The sequence below is a fragment of the Pseudomonas sp. FW305-28 genome, assembly GCF_017351395.1.
GTDB lineage: Bacteria > Pseudomonadota > Gammaproteobacteria > Pseudomonadales > Pseudomonadaceae > Aquipseudomonas > Aquipseudomonas fluorescens_AA.
Map to the genome: position 1 here is coordinate 1 of NZ_JACNDD010000129.1, position 19,373 is coordinate 19,373.

The window sequence follows — 19,373 nt, forward strand, 5'->3', positions numbered from 1 at the left end:
TAGGCATTATTCCTGCGATTACCAGAACCGCTGCTGGGTCAGGCGGCTCCACCAACTGAGCAGCACGCGATCCACCGAACCGCTGGCCGCCACGCCAATGCGTTCCTGCAGGCTTTTGCGTTCAGCGTAGTGCAGGTGGTACAGCTCGGCCCCCTTGGCCCGTTCGGCCAGGTACTCGTCGCTGGTTTTCAGCTCGTCCACCAGATGCTTGCCCAGCGCCGCGACACCCAGCCAGACTTCACCCGTAGCCACTTCATCGATGGCCAGTTGCGGGCGATAGTTGGACACGAAGTTCTTGAACAGTTCATGGGTGATGTCCAGGTCTTCCTGGAACTTCTCCCGGCCCTTCTCGGTATTTTCGCCGAACACCGTCAACGTGCGTTTGTATTCGCCGGCCGTCAACACTTCGAAATCGATGTCATGTTTCTTCAGCAGACGGTTGACGTTGGGCAATTGCGCGACGACGCCGATGGAGCCCAGGATCGCAAAGGGGGCGCTGATGATCTTCTCGCCGATGCACGCCATCATGTAGCCGCCGCTGGCCGCCACCTTATCGATGCAGACGGTCAGCGGCACGCCGGCCTGACGGATCCGCGCCAGTTGCGACGAGGCCAGACCATAGCTGTGGACCATGCCGCCGCCACTTTCCAGGCGCAGCACCACTTCATCCTTCGGCGTTGCCAGGGTCAGCAACGCGGTGATTTCATGACGCAGGCTCTCGGTGGCCGAGGCCTTGATGTCACCGTCGAAGTCCAGCACGAACACCCGGGGCTTGGCCGCCGGTTTGTCCTTGTTTTTCTTCCCGGCCTTTTCAGCCTTGCCTTCGGCCTTGCGCAAGGCCTTGAGCTGATCCTTGTCCAGCAACGTCTGTTCCAGGCGCTCGCGCAACCCCTTGTAGAAATCGTTGAGTTTGCTCACCTGCAACTGGCCGGCCGACTTGCGCCGCCCCTTGCTGCGCAGCGCAGCAAAACTGGCCAGCACCACCAGGATGGCGATCACCAGCGTCACGGTCTTGGCCAGGAAACCGGCGTACTCGATGAAAAACTCCACAGCAACTCCTTAAATGCAATGCGCCACTGAACGCAGGCGCGTGACAGCCCCAGCATACCCATGCGCCTGCGTCGCGACCAGCCAAGAAACCTATGGTTACCTTGACGCGAGCCAGGCAGGACAGGGCTGCAACGGGCATTTCAAACAAGCGTATGTTTTTTCATTGACAGCTCACCGCCATCCCCATAACCTCGCCAAACCTTCAACGTACCGGGATGACGCGGACGTGGGCAGTATCTATCTAATTCGACATGGCCAGGCCTCCTTTGGTGCGGACGACTACGATGTCCTTTCGCCCAATGGCGTACGCCAGGCGCAAGTGCTCGGCGACCACCTCGCCGAGCTCGGTGTCGTATTCGACCGCTGCCTCTCGGGTGACCTGCGGCGCCAACAGGATACCGCCGCCGGTGCGCTGGGCCAGATGTCCGCCGCCGGCATGCCGGTCCCCGAATTGGAAATCGACCCGGCGTTCAACGAGTTCGATGCCGACGCGGTCATTCGCGCCCTGTTGCCGGACATGCTCCCCCAGGAACCCGAGGCGTTGCATATCCTGCGCAACGCCGCGCAGAACCGCGCCGAATTCCAGCGTATCTTCGTGCTGATCGTCGAGCGCTGGCTGAGCGGCCAGTATGACCCGCCCGGTCTCGAAAGCTGGCTGGGTTTCGTCGAGCGGGTCCAGGCCGGCCTGCAGCGCATCCTGGAGCAAGCCGACAACACCCACAAGATCGCCGTGTTCACCTCCGGCGGCACCATCACCGCCCTGCTCCACCTGATCACCCGGATACCGGCCCGACAGGCCTTTGAACTGAACTGGCAAATCGTCAACACCTCGCTCAACCACCTGAAATTCAGGGGCCGCGAGGTGGCCCTGGCTTCCTTCAACAGCCATGCCCACCTGCAACTGTTGAAGGCCCCGGACCTCATCACCTTTCGCTGAGTCCGGATTACTGTAGACCCTTGCTGTACCACCCAAATAAGGATCGAAACCATGACCTCCGTAGCCGACGCCGTACAAGCCATGAAAGCCAAGTTCAACCCAGCCGCCGCTGCCGGCCTGGACCTGGTATTCGGTTTCCGCATCGATGAATCCAAGCATTTCTCGCTGATCGTCAAGGACAGCAGCTGCGAACTGCAGGAAGGTGAAAACCCGGACGCCCAGGTGACCCTGGTGATGGATGGCGAAACCCTGCAAGGCATCGTCGACGGCAGCACCGACGGCATGCAAGCGTTCATGGGCGGCAAGCTGCGCGCCGAAGGCGACATGATGCTGGCCATGAAACTGTCCGAGCTGTTCCCAGCCTGAGATTGAGTTCGCCTTCCTCGCGAGCCTTTTGATTGCCAACGAATCCCGCCCCCATGGCGGGATTCGTGTTTTTGCCCTCCTTGATTTCCCACCGCACACAACCTTGACCCCTGTCAGTTCCCGCGCGTCCTTCAACCGCTAACGTAGCGCTTCCATCAAGGCCAGGGACGGCTCATCGGGAGCCTGTGCCTGCTCATCTCAAGGAAGAGAGACCTATGCCCCCACTGAAGATCGTTCTGCTGTCCAGCGCATTCAACGGCTTGACCCAACGCGCCTGGCTGGACCTGCGCGAGGCCGGTTATCGCCCCAGCGTGGTGCTGTTCACCGATGCGGCTTCGGTCTGCCGGCAAATCGAAGAAAGCGGCGCCGATCTGGTGATCTGCCCGTTTCTCAAGGACCGCGTACCCGAGCAGTTGTGGCGCAACCCACGGCGCCCCGTGGTGATCATTCATCCGGGGATTGTCGGCGATCGCGGTGCCAGTGCCCTGGACTGGGCGATCACCCGGCAGCCCGAACGCTGGGGTGTCACCGCATTGCAGGCGGTGGAGGAAATGGATGCCGGGCCCGTGTGGGCCACGTGGGAATTCGACCTGCCCAAAGGCCTGCGTAAATCGGAGCTGTATAACGGTCCGGTCAGCGACGCGGCCATTCGTTGCATCCGCGAGGTCGTGGAAAAATACCATGACGGTTTCGTCCCGGTGCCACTGGACTATGGCCGCCATGACGTGATCGGGCGCCTGCAACCGAACATGACCCAGGACGATCGCAGCTTCAGCTGGCACGACAGCAGCGGTTTCATCAAGCGTTGCATCGACGCCGCGGACGGTCAGCCCGGTGTGCTCGCAAGCCTGGCCGGCGAACAGTTTTACCTGTACGACGCCCATCCGGACGTTCGCCGCGGCCTGCCCGGCGAGCTGTTGGCCGTGCGTGACGATGCGGTGCTGGTGGCGACAGGGGATGCCAGCCTGTGGATCGGCGCACTGCGCCGCAAACCGCAACCCGGCGAACAGACCTTCAAGCGCCCGGCGCGCCATGTACTGTCGAACCGCCTCGAAGGTATCCCGGTGCTCGACAGTTCCCTGGGCCGGCAGCCGTTCAGCGACGAACCCTATCAACCCATTCGTTACCGCGAATGCGGCCATGTCGGGGAGCTGACGTTCGAGTTCTATAACGGGGCGATGAGCACTGAGCAATGCCAGCGCCTGGTGGCGGCATTGCGCTGGGCCAAGTCCCGGGACACCCAGGTGCTGTTGATCCGTGGTGGGCGCGGCAGCTTTTCCAACGGCGTGCACCTGAACGTGATCCAGGCCGCCGCCGAGCCGGGCCTGGAAGCCTGGGCCAACATACAAGCCATCGACGACGTTTGCCTGGAGCTGTTCAGCGCCCGGCAACTGGTGGTCAGCGGCCTGACAGGGAACGCCGGGGCCGGCGGTGTGATGCTGGCCCTGGCCGCCGATATCGTGCTGGCGCGCCGTGACATTGTGCTCAACCCCCATTACGCGACCATGGGCCTGTACGGCTCTGAATACTGGACCTACAGCCTGCCCCGCGCGGTCGGTCCGGACATGGCCTGGAAGCTCACCCAGGACTGCCTGCCCATCAGCGCCTTGCAGGCGTTGCGCTACGGCATGGTCCAGGAGATCGGCCCGCGTTGCCCCGACGAGTTCGGCCTGTGGCTGCTGCAGCGAGCCAACCGCGCGCTGCTCGATCCGACCTATGAAAGCATCCGGATGCGCAAGGCCGAACGGAGCCTGTCGGCGATCCAGGCGTGTCGCGATGATGAACTCGCACAGATGCGCCGCGACATGGTCGACGATCGCCACGGCTTCGCCGACAAATGCCGTCGTTTCGTCTTCAAGCACAAGACCTGCCGTACGCCCGAACGCCTGGTTGCACCTTGGGCGCGGACAAGACAGGCCCAAGCCGTCCAGTAACTCCCGGTATCGGGGAAGGCTTGGCAGCTCTTACAATGCCCGCTTCCCCCGCATCGGCCTGAACATGGACATCGACCTCGCCCGCACTTTCCTGGAAATCGTCCGTCACGGCAGCCTCGCCGCAGCCGCCGAAAAGCTGCACGTGACCCAGACGGCGATCACCGCCCGGGTCCAGAAGCTCGAAAGCCAGCTTGGCTGCGCGCTGTTCGTGCGCAACCGTGCCGGCGCGCGCTTGACCGCCGACGGCGAGGCCTTTGTGGTCTACGCCAACCAACTGGTGCAAACCTGGGAAGCGGCCCGCCGGGACCTGCCGCTGCCCGAGGGCTATCGAAACGTCCTGCACCTGGGAGGCGAGGTCAGCCTGTGCAACCCCTTGATGCTCGCCTGGGCCGGAGCACTGCGCCAGAAGATCCCCGGTCACGCCCTGCGCATGGACATCCGCGACGGCGAGAAGCTGCTGCAACAGTTGGAACTGGGCCTGCTGGATGCGGCGGTGGTCTATCAGCCCGAATACTGGCCGCGCCTGCAGGTAGAACAACTGCTGGAAGAAAAACTCATCCTGGTGCGCCTGGCCGCCCGTCCCGAACCCTATGTGTATATCGACTGGAGCGCGGACTTCCGGCGCCAACACGACACCGCGCTGCCAGACAAGGCCAAGGCCGCCGTGACCTTCAACCTCGGCCCCCTGGCCCTGCAATACATCCTGGAAAACGGCGGCAGCGGTTACTTTCGCACGCGAGTCGTGCAGAGCTACCTGGACAGTGGAATCCTGGAACGGGTGCCCAAGGCACCGGAATTCAATTATCCGACTTACCTGGTCTATTCCCGCGATCGGGACTCAGCGGCGTTGCAGCAGGCATTCGAAGTGCTGCGAGAGATCGTCAAGACCGGCAGCGACTGGTCACAGCGCTGGGATCCATTGACCTGACGGCTGCTCAAGCAAGATTTGCCCGGGATGAGGACCTGACATGGCCTGGGATTGCTCCCGCTTTTCAGGCGCTGGCGAAGCCGGCGATCTTTCTCTTGCGGCTCAATCGCCAGTGGAAAGATCGCAGCCTCGTTGCACTCGGCAGCTCCTACAGTCGCAACCCAGCGGGAGCAATCCCTGGCCACAAAAGCCCTTCGCGATACGAAGGGTCGGGTTCTATGGCTCGCTCTGCATGTGATCCACGATCTCGTCCTTGATCAGCAATCGCTTCTTCTTGAGCGTCTCCAAAACGTCGGCGGGCAGCGCGGCGGAGGATGGCTTCTCGGCATCGACCACCTTGGCATCAAGTTGGGAGTATTGTTGAAGTAACGAGTCGAGCCTTGGATTCTCGCTGCGTTTTTGCTGGATTTGATCTTTTGTGTAGTTGAGATCCTGGCACAAATCGTGAGACACCGGCATGGAACACCTCCTTTGATGGATCGGTGGCAGGCGTCCTTTCAACGCCCGTCGATTATCAGGATGGCCTCTTGAACGGGGTTCTGTCGACCGCCAATCCGACCAGCGGTGACCGTTCGTCGTACCGGATCGCTTGGCGATCAAACCTTTGCCCGGGCACAACCCTCCATTGATCAGAGACGACAAGAATCGCTCGTTCAACCTGTATGGAGACTCACTTATGGACAAATTCATCCTGCGTCAACTTGGCCTGGCAGTCGCCCTGAGCACCAGCATGGGCATGGCCTGGGCCGCGACTTCCAACGACTTTGTCGACGAGGCGGCGGTCGGTGGCATCGCGGAAATCGAAACCAGCAAACTGGCCTTGGAAAAAAGCCAATCGGCGGACATCAAGGCGTTCGCCAACAAGATGATCACCGACCACACCAAGGCCAACGAAGAGCTGAAGACGCTGGCGAAAAAACATGACATCGAAGTGCCCGACGACACCACGTTGATGAAGAAAGCCAAGGCGAAGATTCTCGAGGTGCGCGATGAGTCCTTTGATGCGGCCTTCGCCAACAACCAGGTCAAGGCCCACGAAGAAACCATCGCCCTGTTCAAGAAAGAAGCCAATACCGTGACCGACGACAAGAAAGCCGGTAACACCGAACTCAAGGCGTTCGCCCAGAAGATGCTGCCGGACCTGCAACATCACTTGGATGAAGCCAAGAAACTCCAGGCGGCCCATCCAAGCAAGTAACGGTAAACCCGCTACTTGAGGCTCGTTCAAGGAAAAACGGCGCTTCTCCCAAGACGGGAAGGCGCCGTTTTCGTACCCCGGACTTTTATCAGGCCTCAAGCCCCTTGCGCGCAACCGCAGCGCCCGCCTGCAACGCCCTTCCCACCTGTACTTCGAAATCCCCCCGGCTCATCACCTGCAAGGCGGCGGCCGTGACACCCCGGTAAGCCACCAAGGCGTCGATCATCTGCTGGGCGTCACGACTCGCCAGCAACTGGCTGCTGTCGACCACGACACTTTTCGCCGCCAACTGTGCGATGTCGCCAGGTATACCGGCCAGCATCGCCTGATGGGCCAGCGCCGTCATCAACAAGGCCGGAAAGGCCGGGCCAGTGCCCGAGAGCGCGGAAAGGTAATCGATGAAATCTTCTTTTTCGACCTCAGCCGCAGTGCCCACGCACTCGAACAACTGCTGCACGAGGCTTTTCGTCGCCGGCGCTATCGCGCTAAAGCCATACCAAGGCGTAAAGGACTGTCCGATTTCCACCGCCGCGTTGGGCATCGCCCGCACGACCGCTGAAGCCGAAGTCTGCGCTGCAATCGCCTGCGCGGTGATCCCGGCCATCAAGGAGATCACCGTCTTACCCGTCGCATTGATGCCCAGGCTGGCGAAATGCTCGGGACGAACCGCAATGATCACCACGGCGCTGCGATTCACCAAGTCCTGGTTGTCCGTGACCAGGCAAGCACCTTGTTGAGCCAACGGATGATTGCCCGAGCGATTGGAAATGATCAGGTTGCCCGCCGGCACCAGCTCCTTCGCCAGGACTGCCTTGGCAATCGCGCCGCCCAACCAACCGGTACCGCCAATGATCCCAAGGGTCTCATTGATCATCGCCGTGACCTTCGAACGTGTCGGTCAAGGGCACAAAGACCCCGGGCTCTTTTTCGGCATAACCGAACTTCCCGTAGAAACGATCCAGCTCACGCTGCTTGGGGACTTTGCCGGTGAAGATGCTCACGTAATGCGGGATGCGCTGGAAGCGCACGGTGATCAACTCTGTCGTGTTCATGGTGATGTAGCCGATCTGCGTCAGATAGATCGTTCGGGCCCGTGCATCAGCCCCCTGGCTGTCGTAGCCAAAGCGCTTGAACATGTTCGCCAGGGCGTTCATGCGCTGCTCGTCCACCACCGCCACCTCTTGGGCCACTTCAGCAGACTGAAGCGCCCAGCTGCGCACGGCGAACTCGAATTGCGAGTCGAACAATTGCGGGTTGAGCCAGCACTCGAACACATTCAGGATCGCCTCGGAAATGCTTTCGGCATAGCTTTCACTTTGCCGGATCAGCCCCCCCGTGTTGGTCTCCCGCCAACGCGACAGCAAAGCAGCCAGCAGTTGCTCACGGTCCTCGAAAAACCAGTAGAAGCTGGTGCGTGACAAACCCAGGCGCTTGGCCAGTGGCATGACCCGGACCGCATCGATGCCCGACTCTTTCAGGGCCACGTAGGCCGCTTCCAGCCAGCCCTCCGGCGAGCCTCGCCAGCCTGCGTCCTGGGCCTTGCTACGGGCCTTCCCTACCTGCGGCATCGTGCGCCTCCTTCTTCAAATACGTGATAGAAATGTACTCTCATGATCCCTTAATGTACACATGAGTACATTTTGTTGACTTGACCGTCTCGAGCACTTAAAGTCCAGCATCATGGAGATCCAACCACCGCTCTCATCAAACAAGCCGGGCCCAGGCATGAAACAACATGTCCGTGAGGCGCGCCTGGTTGTATCTCCAAGAGGCAAGGACTCTAAAACAACAACAACGAGCCGCCATTATGATTTTTTTGCTGAACGCCGCTGAAAGAACTTCGCCATCCGGCCAAAGAATGCCGGAACGACTGCCTTCGTCATACCCTTCATCTGTCACCCACTGCCCAAATCCAGATAACTGCCAACGCGAGTTCAGCGCGCAGGCGCTCTGTGCTGCCCGAACGCTTGGGCCACAGATATCAACCATTTGAAGCGAGGTCATCGATGCTCCAGCCAGGACAGAACCTAGCCCCCGCCAGGTAACGCATCGCCCAGCGATAACAGAATTTCAACCCCGCCGTGCGATTGGATCAGCCGTACACGCCTGTGCCCGGGTGGTTGCGTTCGCGAGTCATTTCTTCCATCAGCCGGATTAGTGATATGTGGATTACACAAGAGAAACTTCCCTTGGGCGAGATCATTGCCCGGTATGTCGATTGGTTGACGCAGCATGGCGCAGACGTATTCGACGCTATATCCCTGGCGTTGTCCGGGACCATCACTGCGCTGACGCACGCCCTTCTGTGGTTCAACCCCCTGGCTTTGATCGCGATATTTGCGTTCCTCGCTTATTACATCCAACGCAAGGTCAGCCTGACACTTTTCGTCGCCTTTTCATTCTTGCTGATATTCAACCTCGGCTACTGGCAGGAAACCATGGAAACCCTGGCCCAGGTGACGTTCGCCACACTCGTGTGCGTGATCATCGGCGTACCGCTGGGCATTGTCGCCGCGCACAGGCCGATGTTCTACACCTTGATGCGTCCGGTGCTCGATCTGATGCAGACCGTACCGACCTTCGTCTACCTCATTCCTACCCTGACCCTTTTCGGTCTGGGTGTGGTCCCGGGCCTGATCTCCACGGTGGTGTTCGCGATTGCCGCGCCCATCCGCCTGACCTACCTGGGCATCCGCGACGTTCCGGACGAACTCATGGACGCCGGCAAAGCCTTCGGCTGCTCCCGTCGCCAACTCCTGTCGCGTATCGAACTGCCCCATGCGATGCCCAGCATCGCGGCCGGTATCACCCAGTGCATCATGCTGTCGTTGTCGATGGTGGTGATCGCCGCGCTGGTGGGTGCCGATGGCCTGGGCAAACCGGTGGTCAATGCACTGAACACCGCCGATATCGCCATGGGCTTCGAAGCCGGCCTGGCGATCGTGCTGCTGGCCATCATCCTCGATCGAATCTGCAAACAACGGGAAACCGTGAAAAGAGGTGACGTATGAGCATCATCCGTTTCGAAGACGTCGACGTCATCTTCGCCGCCCGTCCGAAGCCCGCCCTGGAACTACTCGACCAAGGCTTTTCGCGGCCGGAGATTCTTCAGAAAACCGGTTTGATCGTCGGTGTGGAGAAAGCCAACCTGGAAATCAACAAAGGTGAGATCTGCGTGCTCATGGGCCTGTCCGGCTCTGGCAAATCCAGCCTGCTGCGTTGCATCAACGGCTTGAACACCGTCAGCCGTGGCAAGTTGTTCGTCGAGCACGAAGGCCGGCAGATCGACATCGCTTCCTGCACCCCCGCCGAACTGAAGATGATGCGCACCCAGCGCATCGCCATGGTGTTCCAGAAATTCGCCCTGATGCCTTGGCTGACGGTGCGCGAGAACATCAGCTTCGGCCTGGAAATGCAGGGCCGCTCGGAAAAGGAATGCCGCAAGCTGGTGGATGAGAAGCTCGAGCTGGTGGGCCTGACCCAATGGCGCAACAAGAAGCCCGACGAACTGTCCGGCGGCATGCAACAACGGGTCGGCCTGGCCCGCGCCCTGGCGATGGACGCCGACATCCTGCTGATGGACGAACCGTTCTCGGCCCTAGACCCGCTGATCCGCCAAGGCCTGCAGGATGAGTTGCTTGATCTGCAGCGCAAGCTGCACAAGACCATCGTGTTCGTCAGCCATGACCTGGACGAAGCCCTGAAACTGGGCACGCGGATCGCCATCATGAAGGACGGCAAGATCATCCAGTACAGCACGCCCGAAGAGATCGTACTCAACCCGGCCGACGACTACGTGCGCAACTTCGTCGCCCACACCAACCCGTTGAATGTGCTGTGCGCGAAAAGCTTGATGACCCCACTGGACCAATGCGTTTTGGCCCGCGACGAATATTGCCTGGATACGGCTCAAAACCTGTGGATGGTGGTGAACCCGCAGCGGCATCTGACCAGCGTTCGAAAAGGCGCCACCACTGCACACGTCCAATCATGGAATCCGACCGAGCGAATCGACACCTTGGCGCGACAACCGACTTGCGTGCCGCCGATCACCACCATGCGCGACGCCCTGCAGATTCGCTACGAAACGGGCCATCCCTTGATCGTGCGGGATGAGGCCGATACTGTCCTGGGCATCCTGGGCGACGGTGAACTGTATCGGGCACTGTTGGGGCACAACCTGTCGCACCCTGTGCTTGCTGAACCCGCAAGAGCATCTTCGGTGGCTTGAATCACCCGGCACGGCGTTGGAACACACCTATGCAACCCAGCGATATCGATAAAAAGGTCAAGGGCTATCGGCGGTTGATACCGTCGATGACGGCGTTGCTGGAATTCGAAGCCGTGGCGCGGCTGGCCAGTTTCACCCTCGCCGCCCAAGAGCTGGGCGTCACGCAGGCCGCCGTCAGCAAGCAGATCCGGTTATTGGAAGATACCCTGGAGACCAAGCTGTTCCATCGCCTTCATCGGTCGATCAAGCTGACGCACGAAGGCTATGTCCTGCATCTGGTCGTCGCGGAGTCCATTCATCGCATGGCCAGTGTCTTCGACAAAATTGCCGAGGGCATTGGTGAGCAGGAGATCACCATCGCCTGCACGGAAGCGTTTTCTCACTTGAGAATACTCCCCCGGTTGATTGCACTGCGCACCCTGCAACCGAAGTTGAAGTTGCGCTTGCTGACGCAACAGGTCTCGCCCAGTTCATACCGCGATGACGTCGACCTGGCCATCCGTTTCGGCAATGGGAAATGGGAGGATGGCAGTTCGGTTTTCCTGTTCGATGAAGAAGTGTTTCCCGTTTGCGCGCCGGTCTGGCTTGCCGCCAACGCAGCCCCTTCATCCGTTACCGATTTCCTGGACACGGCGCTGATTGATTCGGACTCCACCCTGGAAGGCTGGATGACCTGGAACCGTTGGTGTCGGGAACTGGGCGATATGCGCCCCAAGCTCAACTATTCCTTTCGCTGCAGTTCCTATAACGATGCGATCGAAGCGGCTATTCAAGGCCACGGCATTGCGCTGGGGTGGAGTCGGCTGATCGCGCACCGGCTCAACAGCGGTGAACTGATCAGAATTACGCCCTACGTGGTCAAGCCAAAAGACGCTTATTACCTGGTTATTCCGAGCGGTCGGAAACGTGAGCCCATCACCCAGGCACTGATCGATTGGCTGCGCGATGACAGCCATCTAAACCATTGATTACAAAGATGTTAAAGACCACTTTTACGCATAACGCAAAGTTATGCGAGCGTGAAAATAAAGCGCGTTGACGGTCTTATGCCACCTTTCCAAACTGTACTCGCCGCCTGATCAACTTTGCGTTTGAGCGAGACCCATAATGACAATCAATACCGTGAAGACCCATCGTGAACTTCTGACCGACCGCACGCCGGGCCATGGCATGCCGGGCGGTTTGTTTGGTCGCCAGGATATTTTTGAAACCGATGTCGATATCTTCTTCACCCAGCATTGGATTCTGGTGGGGGTCACCAGCGACGTCCCCGAACCCGGGGATGTCTCCACCCTCGATATCGGCAAATCCTCCATCCTCCTGGTACGCGACGATGATGAGCATGTGCAGGCCTTTCGCAACGTTTGCCGGCACCGTGGGGCGCGCTTGAAACAGGCTGGCAAGTCAACGGTGGGCATGCTGGTCTGCCCCTATCACCAGTGGACCTACGATCTGGACGGTAGCCTGAAACATGCGGCACACATGGGCCAGGACTTCGACCCAACCTGTAAAAGCCTGATCCCGGTGCACACTCGGATCGTCGGCACCCATGTCTTCGTCTGCCTGGGCGACGAACCGCCGGAAGACATCCTGTACCTTGACCAGGTCATGACACCGCGTTTCGCCCAATATGACCTCGCCCATTCCAAGATCGCCTACGAATCGGAAATCATCGAGAACGGCAATTGGAAGCTGGTGATCGAGAACAATCGCGAGTGTTATCACTGCGCCGCCACCCACCCGGAATTGACCGCCTCTTTCCTGCCCGAAGATTTCGGTTTCTGCACCGACGGGCTGGGGGAGGATTCACTCCAGGCGCTGGCGGAGTATCACCGCCGCAATGCCGAGACCAAGGCCAACTGGGAGCACGAAGGTTATATCTGCGATGCCGTCGAACACCTGGGTGAAGACGCCGTGACCCAGTTCCGCTCGCAGCGACTGGCCATTGCCGGCAACGGCGAATCCCAGACCCTGGACACCCGCGTGGCGTGCACCCGGCTGTTTGGCGAGCTCACGCGCCGCGACTTGGGCGATGTGCATCTTTGGACACACAACTCGTGGACCCACATCATGAGCGACCATGCCGTGGTCTCCTACATCATCCCGCTGGCGTCCGATAAAACCCTGGTGCGCACCAAATGGCTGGTCCATGCCGATGCCGTCGAAGGCGTCGATTACCAGGTAGATAAGCTGACCGAAGTCTGGGTCGCGACCAACCTGCAGGACGCCAGCCTCGTCGGCATCACCCACAGCGGCACCCAGGATCCTGCCTACACGCCCGGGCCGTTCTCGGCCTTCACCGAAACCTATGTCGACCAGTTCTCTCGCTGGTACGCGGCGCGTCTGGCCGCCCATGGCGTGTGAGGAATGAACATGACGACTTACGAAAACCTGACGCGTCCTGGAAACGCCAGCGCTCTCCAGCGTTTTACCGACCCGGCCACCTGGGGCACGTTCGGCGCGCAATGGCACAGCGGTGAACAGAAAACCCTGCAATGCTGCGCTGTGCGCCAGGAAACCCATGACGTCAAAACCTTTATTTTTCGCTGTGCGGACTTCAGCGCCCTGAGCTTCGAGCCCGGTCAATTCATCACGATCTCACCGGTCATTGGCGGGCAGACCATTGCCCGCTGCTACACCCTGTCATCCTCCCCGACCCGGCCATTTGCGTTTTCCATTACCGTCAAGCGCGTACCGGGGGGCGCGGTGTCGAACTGGCTGCATGACCACCTCAAGCCCGGCGACAACCTGAAGGCCTGCGGCCCGGCGGGCAGCTTCACACCGGTCGGCCATCCGGCGACCAAGTTGTTGTACCTGTCCGCCGGTTCCGGCGTAACGCCCCTGATGTCGATGACCCGGGCCGCGTGCGACATGGCCGGCAACCTCGACATCGTTTTCGTGCACAGCGCCCGCACGCCCACCGACATCATCTTCCACGGGGAACTGACGCGCATGCAGGCCGCCATGCCGGGGTTGCGGGTCATCAGTGTTTGCGAAGGTCTCGGCGACACCGCTCAATGGCAGCAACCGATAGGCCGGCTCGACTTGTCGTTGTTGAGCCAGCACGTGCCGGACTACCAGGAGCGGGAAATCTTTACCTGCGGCCCCCAGGGTTACATGGAAGCGGTCAAGTCGCTGCTCAGGGAGGCGGCATTCGACTTCGCCCACTACCACCAGGAAAGCTTCGACATCGCCGCACTGAATGAAGAACCGTTGATCGAGCAGGCGGCTTCGCTCAATCAACAGGACGTCTTCACCGTGACCCTGTCGCGGTCGGGCAAGACGTTCAGCATGCCGGGCAATCAGACCGTGCTGTCTGCCGCCAGGAAAGCCGGCGCGATCGTGCCCTCCTCCTGCAGCCAGGGTATTTGTGGCACCTGCAAGACGGCCCTGCTCCAGGGCACGGTGGACATGCATCACAACGGCGGTATCAGGCAGCGGGAAATCGACAAAGGCCTGCGCTTGCTGTGCTGCAGCAAACCCACTTCTGATCTGGTCCTTGATCTTTAGCCTTGCCTCAAGCATCAGCCGTTTCCGCCAGTGGCTGATGGCGCCTCTGGCGGAAACGGTCGATGCCTGATGGGTCAGGCGACCTAACCGAGTTTTACATTCATGGTGATGCGTGCCGTGAAGACTTTCACGCCGCCCTCGTCGAAGATCTCGACCGGGACAACCTTGTCCCCCGAGGTCTGCCAGTCGATGTCGCTACCGTCGGCAATGGCGTGGATGGACGTCTTGGCCTTGGCCAGGTATTCGACGGTCATGCCTTTGGGAATCCAACGAGCTCCGCCAGGGATGGACACCTCGGTCATCATGCCGCCCGCCAGTTCTGCCGCGTTGCACAACGCGATCGCATGAACGGAGGCCAAGTGATTGGTGATTTCCTTGCGGAACGGCACCTTCACCTCACTGCGGCCGGGGGCCAACAGCGAAATCTCCGGGTTGATGGTGCCGAAGTACGGTGCCATCTGGCAGGCCATATTGCTGAAAGCGGACGGACCAACGCTTTGGTACATGCTGAGAGTCTGGCTCATGGGGCATCTCTGGTCAGGTGGGCTGGAGTCATGAACAGAACATTACTCTTTTACAGAATATTGCTCTGTTACAGAACAATATTCTGTAAATGTCCACCCTGTCAATCGCTCGTGCCGAGCCTTTGTTTCAATTACCATGGCCACTTTTTGCCTGGGCCGAAAAATGGAACCTGTCGATCTCCTCGAGCGCTGCTACCCAGGGCGTCGTGCCGAGTCCAAGCGGCACATCCTTCGATGTGCCCTGGCGCTGTTCAACCAACAGGGCATAGAAGCGACCACCATCGATATCATCCGGGCCGAAAGCCAGATGAGCGTGGGGGCCATTTATCACCATTTCGACAACAAGGAAGGCTTGGTCGCGGCGTTGTACATGACCGCCCTGGACGATCAGGCGCGGCTGCGGGACAGCTACCTTGGCGCTGTCACCTCGACCCAGGAGTGGGTGCATGCCCTGGTGTTCAGCTACGTCGATTGGGTGGTCAGCCAACCCGATTGGGCGCGGTTCCAGTACCAGGCGCGCTTTGCGGTCGCGCGCAGCGGCTTCAACGAACGGCTCGCCGAGGCGAATCTGGCCAGGAACGCCGAGCTCAAGAAATGGTTCAGCGACCCGGCCCACCAGCAGGATTTGCAGGACCTGCCTTTCGAACTGATCCCGTCACTGATCATCGGTTCGGCGGAGAGCTACTGCCGCGCCTGGCTCTCGGCCCGCGTCAAACGCAGCCCTGAAGACTACCGGCAGCAGTTGGCCGAGGCCGCCTGGCGCGCCGTTGGCGCTGGCGGCTGAGCAGCTCGCTCCCGTTTCTCCCGGTCAATGGCGCTCCCAGTCAACTCTGGCCGTTGCGCTCAAGCATCACCCACCACCGGGACTTAAAGTCGAAGTGCCAGGGGACATTCCCCCGCTCACAATTCCAAGAATAGAGCCACTTCAATGAGCCCGACCAAATCCCTGCCAGCGTGCCTGGCACTCAGCTTCGCGTCATTTGCCGCCCATGCCGCCGATGGCCCTCCACCACCTTCCGTAAGCCAACCCAGCGGTATCAACCTGGGCGGCACCAGCTTCTACGACGGGTTTGCGGGGCCACCCGGGCTGACTCACCAGACCTACCTGAAGTTCAGCACCGCCAGCAGCATCAGGACCAACGGCGGCAAGAAAAACGGCGCCTTCGATGACCCGAAGATCAACGTCATCACGATGATCAATCAGTTGAGCTACTACTCACCCGACACCTTCGCGGGAGGGGCACACCTGGGTTGGAGCCTGTTGGTACCCGTCGTTTCCCTGGATGGCGACTTCGGCGACAACGGGGCCAAGCTCAAGGACAACGCTACCGGCCTGGGCGATGTCACGGTCGGGCCACAGATCCAGTTCGATCCGATCGTCGACGCCAGCGGCCGGCCGGTTTTCGTGCAGCGCATGGCCTTCGACACCCTCCTGCCAACAGGCAAGTACGACAAAGACAAAGACCTGAACCCTGGCTCCAACCACTTCTCCCTGAACCCCTACTGGGCAGCGACCTGGATGCCGGCACCCCGTTGGGAAGTGAGTTGGAGGCTGAACTATCTGTACAACTTCAAGAACGACGATCCGGCGAGCAGTTCGCAGCAGTTCTTTGAAGGGCAAACGGTGCACGACACCCAGTCAGGACAGTCGGCATGGGCCAACTTCACCGCCTCGTACGAAGTGTTTCCGAAGGTCTCGGTCGGCATCAACGGTTACTACTTCCGACAGATTTCGGATGACAAGGTCAACGGCAACACCCTGACCGACTCCCGGGAAAAGGTGCTGGGCTTTGGCCCGGGCCTGTTCTGGAAAATCACCGAAGACAAAGCCTTCTGGCTCAACACCTATAAAGAAACCGGCGTCGAGAATCGCTCCCGAGCGGATTACCAGGTGCAGGTTCGCTACGTTCACAAGTTCTGATTGACGTGTAGGCGGCTCACGTATGAGCAGGCTCTTTACCTGAGGTGATGCTTCATGAACGCACTCGACTCCATCGATAGCAAAAAATCACTGGGCGCCATCTGCCTGATGATGGTCATTTCCCTGGGGACGCTACAGATCCAGCCGATCCTGGGCGGTGCCCTGATCGACCAGCTCGGCCTGCCGCTCAATGCAATCGGCGCTATCTTCGCCGCGGAACTCATGGCGATGGCCATCGCTTGCGGAGCCTGCGCCCTGTTCATGGCGAGCGTCGACCGGCGCCGCTTCGCCCTGGTGGCCTTGTTGATCCTGGCATTAGGTAACCTGGCCAGCACACAACTGCACAGCCAGACCGGACTGGTCATTTCCAGGATGATCTGCGGCGCCAGCGGCGGCGCGGTCATGGCGGTGGTCTATGCCACCGCAGCGCTGCGCACCTCCAAGGATGCGACCTTCGCGGTCATCAATATCGGCAACCTGCTGTGGGGCATGCTGCTGGTGACCTCCATGCCGCGGGTCCTCCAAACATTTGGCGTGAATGGCGCGTTTTCCCTGTTGGCGATCACCAGCGTGCTCGCAGCGCTGGGTTGCTGGAGAGTGCCCAAGCACTACCCGCAAGCACATCGCGCGGCCAATGGCTCGATCCAGCCATTCGGTCTCACCGCCATGCTGTTGATCCTGCTGTTTGCCCTGCTGTTCTTCGGCCACTCGGCACTGTGGGTGTACCAGGAACGCATCGGCAAGAGCATCGGCCTGGAGCCCCAGCAGATTGGCGGCATCCTCGGCGGCAGCATCCTTGCCGGAGCCCTTGGCGCCGGGCTGGCCGGGCTGATCGGACGGCGTCTGGGCCTGCTGTTTCCGCAACTGTTGAGCTTCGGCACGGCATTGCTGGCGACCTTGATCATGGTCTATGGCACCAGCCCCGTTGCCTTTATCACCACGGCCTGCCTGATCCATATGGTCTGGTTTTTCAGCCTGCCCTACCTGCTTTCCATGGCGGCGGAACTGGACCCTTCCGGCCGATTGGCAGGCCTGGGTAACGCTGCGATTTTCATCGGCCAGGGACTCGGCCCGTTTGGCGCCGCACTGGTCGTGGGCGAGGGACACTTCCGCGCGGTCGGATGGCTGGCCGCCTCAGCCTATCTGCTAGCCTTGGTGATCTCGTGCTTGGTAGTTGCACGCTTTCGCCGCGGCGTGAAGCCTTCCGGACCGGCGATGTCCCCGCAATCGGCCTGAACCTGAACGAACCCGCACATTGACGAGATTGCCTGATGAGTATTCCATTCCCTCAAACCCCTGAATTTTCCGGTGCTCTCTACACGCCCAGCCGCGTGGAAGCAGAGGTGTTCGATCTTGAGATCGAAGGCATCCTGCCTGCTTCGATCTGTGGGACGTTTTATCAGGTGGCGCCAGACCCGCAGTACCCACCCATGCTGGGTAACGACATTTTTTTCAACGGCGACGGCATGGTTAGCCGCTTCAACTTTGCCAATGGCAAAGTCTCGATGCGACGCCGCTACGTGAAGACCGATCGCCTGCTGGCCCAGCGCCGTGAAGGTCGTTCGCTCAACGGCGTCTATCGAAACGTCTACACCAATGACCCCTTAGCGGCAGAAAACAACACCACCGCCAACACCACCGTTATCCCTCACAACGGCGTCCTGTTGGCACTCAAGGAAGATGCCCTGCCTTGGGCGATGGATCTCGAAACCCTGGAGACCCTCGGCGAATGGACCTTTGATGGGCAGATCAAAGCCGCGACGTTCACCGCCCACCCCAAGCTCGATCCGGTGACAGGCAACCTGCTGGCCTGCAGTTATGAGGCCAAAGGCGACGGTACGCCCGACCTGGCCTACTTCGAAATCTCGCCGGACGGAAAGCTGCTGCACGAGATCTGGTTCCAGGCCCCTTATGCGGCGATGGTGCATGATTTCGCGGTGACCGAACGGTACGTGGTGTTCCCATTGATTCCGTTGACGGTTGACGTCGAGCGCATGAAAAACGGCGGGCCGCATTTCCAGTGGCAACCCGACCTGCCTCAGCTGTTCGCCATCGTGCCGCGCAACGGGCGCGGGCAAGATGTGCGTTGGTTCAAGGGGCCCAAGGACGGTTTCCAGGGGCATACGCTCAATGCGTTCGATGAGGGCGGCAAGGTGTACGTGGACATGCCGGTCACCGGCGGGAATATCTTCTACTTCTTCCCCCAGGCCGACGGCTACGTACCACCGCCTGAAACCCTGGCCGCCAGCCTGATGCGCTGGACCTTCGACCTGAATGGCACGCAGGAGGACGTTCAACCGCAGCCACTGACGGAATATCCCTGCGAGTTTCCACGGTGTGATGATCGCTACATCGGTCGAAAATACCGGCATGGGTTCCTGCTCGCCTTTGATCCTGAGCGGCCTTACAACCCGGCGAATGGGCCGATGCCCTTCCAGTTTTTCAACCTGCTGGCGCACCTGGACCTGCAGACAGGCCGCACCGACGCCTGGTTTCCCGGCGACAGCGGATGCTTCCAGGAACCCATCTTCATACCGCGCTCGGCGGATGCAGAGGAAGCCGATGGCTACGTGGTTGCCATGCTCAACCTCATTGCCGAAGGGCGCAGTGAACTGGTGGTGCTGGACACCCGTGACATGGCCAGCGGCCCCATTGCCCGGATCAGGATTCCCTTCCGGATGCGCATGTCGCTGCATGGCTGCTGGGCACCAAGCGATTGATTGGCATCGGGCCCTGATGCCCGTCAATTAAGCACAATCCCTGTGGGAGCGAGC

The 19,373-nt window shown here is 60.2% G+C and carries 20 protein-coding genes; 14 read left to right on the forward strand and 6 right to left on the reverse strand.

The window, feature by feature from the left end:
* Positions 1-18: 18 nt before the first annotated feature.
* On the reverse strand, positions 19-1,050 hold the full coding sequence (sohB, locus tag J4E53_RS23815; protein ID WP_103309487.1) for a protease SohB: 1,032 nt from the start codon (positions 1,048-1,050) through the stop codon (positions 19-21).
* Between the two features lie 226 nt (positions 1,051-1,276).
* Here sohB and J4E53_RS23820 point away from each other — a divergent pair, with 226 nt between their 5' ends.
* The 4 genes from J4E53_RS23820 to J4E53_RS23835 all read left to right on the forward strand — a co-directional run bounded on the left by J4E53_RS23820 (position 1,277) and on the right by J4E53_RS23835 (position 5,215).
* Positions 1,277-1,987, forward strand: coding sequence for a histidine phosphatase family protein (locus tag J4E53_RS23820; RefSeq protein WP_060738122.1), 711 nt, complete (start codon positions 1,277-1,279; stop codon positions 1,985-1,987).
* 51 nt (positions 1,988-2,038) lie between these two features.
* On the forward strand, positions 2,039-2,353 hold the full coding sequence (locus tag J4E53_RS23825; protein ID WP_103309489.1) for an SCP2 sterol-binding domain-containing protein: 315 nt from the start codon (positions 2,039-2,041) through the stop codon (positions 2,351-2,353).
* A gap of 215 nt (positions 2,354-2,568) precedes the next feature.
* The gene (locus tag J4E53_RS23830; protein WP_103309491.1) at positions 2,569-4,287 is read left to right on the forward strand and encodes a hydrogenase maturation protein; all 1,719 of its coding nucleotides are present in this window, start codon (positions 2,569-2,571) and stop codon (positions 4,285-4,287) included.
* Between the two features lie 64 nt (positions 4,288-4,351).
* Positions 4,352-5,215, forward strand: coding sequence for a LysR family transcriptional regulator (locus tag J4E53_RS23835; RefSeq protein WP_103309493.1), 864 nt, complete (start codon positions 4,352-4,354; stop codon positions 5,213-5,215).
* Positions 5,216-5,431: 216 nt separating this feature from the next.
* Here J4E53_RS23835 and J4E53_RS23840 read toward each other — a convergent pair whose 3' ends face one another.
* Positions 5,432-5,674 (reverse strand): YdcH family protein, encoded by a 243-nt coding sequence (locus J4E53_RS23840; protein WP_060738125.1) that lies wholly within the window; start codon positions 5,672-5,674, stop codon positions 5,432-5,434.
* A 217-nt stretch (positions 5,675-5,891) separates the two neighbouring features.
* Here J4E53_RS23840 and J4E53_RS23845 point away from each other — a divergent pair, with 217 nt between their 5' ends.
* On the forward strand, positions 5,892-6,413 hold the full coding sequence (locus tag J4E53_RS23845) for a DUF4142 domain-containing protein (RefSeq protein ID WP_060738126.1): 522 nt from the start codon (positions 5,892-5,894) through the stop codon (positions 6,411-6,413).
* 88 nt (positions 6,414-6,501) lie between these two features.
* Here J4E53_RS23845 and J4E53_RS23850 read toward each other — a convergent pair whose 3' ends face one another.
* The 3 genes from J4E53_RS23850 to J4E53_RS23860 all read right to left on the reverse strand — a co-directional run bounded on the left by J4E53_RS23850 (position 6,502) and on the right by J4E53_RS23860 (position 8,417).
* Positions 6,502-7,287, reverse strand: coding sequence for a pyrroline-5-carboxylate reductase (locus J4E53_RS23850; RefSeq protein WP_103309495.1), 786 nt, complete (start codon positions 7,285-7,287; stop codon positions 6,502-6,504).
* Positions 7,277-7,981, reverse strand: a complete 705-nt coding sequence (locus tag J4E53_RS23855; protein WP_060738128.1) for a TetR/AcrR family transcriptional regulator — start codon at positions 7,979-7,981, stop codon at positions 7,277-7,279. The genes J4E53_RS23850 and J4E53_RS23855 overlap by 11 nt, the downstream gene beginning before the upstream one ends.
* Before the next feature lie 136 nt (positions 7,982-8,117).
* A complete protein-coding gene (locus tag J4E53_RS23860) occupies positions 8,118-8,417 on the reverse strand; it encodes a hypothetical protein (protein ID WP_146042640.1) in 300 nt (99 codons plus the stop codon).
* A gap of 158 nt (positions 8,418-8,575) precedes the next feature.
* Here J4E53_RS23860 and choW point away from each other — a divergent pair, with 158 nt between their 5' ends.
* The 5 genes from choW to J4E53_RS23885 all read left to right on the forward strand — a co-directional run bounded on the left by choW (position 8,576) and on the right by J4E53_RS23885 (position 14,154).
* Positions 8,576-9,424, forward strand: a complete 849-nt coding sequence (gene choW, locus J4E53_RS23865; protein WP_060738129.1) for a choline ABC transporter permease subunit — start codon at positions 8,576-8,578, stop codon at positions 9,422-9,424.
* On the forward strand, positions 9,421-10,644 hold the full coding sequence (choV, locus tag J4E53_RS23870; protein ID WP_060738130.1) for a choline ABC transporter ATP-binding protein: 1,224 nt from the start codon (positions 9,421-9,423) through the stop codon (positions 10,642-10,644). The genes choW and choV overlap by 4 nt, the downstream gene beginning before the upstream one ends.
* A gap of 29 nt (positions 10,645-10,673) precedes the next feature.
* A complete protein-coding gene (locus J4E53_RS23875) occupies positions 10,674-11,612 on the forward strand; it encodes a LysR substrate-binding domain-containing protein (RefSeq protein WP_060738131.1) in 939 nt (312 codons plus the stop codon).
* A 139-nt stretch (positions 11,613-11,751) separates the two neighbouring features.
* Complete coding sequence (locus J4E53_RS23880; protein ID WP_103309497.1) at positions 11,752-13,008, forward strand: SRPBCC family protein; 1,257 nt, start codon at positions 11,752-11,754, stop codon at positions 13,006-13,008.
* A 9-nt stretch (positions 13,009-13,017) separates the two neighbouring features.
* Positions 13,018-14,154 carry a hybrid-cluster NAD(P)-dependent oxidoreductase gene (locus J4E53_RS23885; protein WP_103309503.1) on the forward strand — a complete coding sequence of 379 codons (1,137 nt, stop codon included), beginning with the start codon at positions 13,018-13,020 and terminating at the stop codon, positions 14,152-14,154.
* 83 nt (positions 14,155-14,237) lie between these two features.
* On the opposite strand, the gene J4E53_RS23890 is transcribed toward J4E53_RS23885, so the two are convergent.
* Entirely contained in the window at positions 14,238-14,678 is a 441-nt protein-coding gene (locus J4E53_RS23890; protein WP_103309499.1) for a hotdog fold domain-containing protein, read from the reverse strand.
* 163 nt (positions 14,679-14,841) lie between these two features.
* Here J4E53_RS23890 and J4E53_RS23895 point away from each other — a divergent pair, with 163 nt between their 5' ends.
* The 4 genes from J4E53_RS23895 (at position 14,842) to J4E53_RS23910 (ending at position 19,319) form a co-directional block, all read left to right on the forward strand.
* Positions 14,842-15,462 carry a TetR/AcrR family transcriptional regulator gene (locus J4E53_RS23895; protein WP_060738134.1) on the forward strand — a complete coding sequence of 207 codons (621 nt, stop codon included), beginning with the start codon at positions 14,842-14,844 and terminating at the stop codon, positions 15,460-15,462.
* Positions 15,463-15,606: 144 nt separating this feature from the next.
* On the forward strand, positions 15,607-16,599 hold the full coding sequence (locus J4E53_RS23900; RefSeq protein ID WP_060738135.1) for a transporter: 993 nt from the start codon (positions 15,607-15,609) through the stop codon (positions 16,597-16,599).
* A 54-nt stretch (positions 16,600-16,653) separates the two neighbouring features.
* A complete protein-coding gene (locus J4E53_RS23905) occupies positions 16,654-17,835 on the forward strand; it encodes an MFS transporter (RefSeq protein WP_103309501.1) in 1,182 nt (393 codons plus the stop codon).
* A gap of 35 nt (positions 17,836-17,870) precedes the next feature.
* A complete protein-coding gene (locus J4E53_RS23910; RefSeq protein WP_060738137.1) occupies positions 17,871-19,319 on the forward strand; it encodes a carotenoid oxygenase family protein in 1,449 nt (482 codons plus the stop codon).
* Positions 19,320-19,373 lie beyond the last annotated feature (54 nt).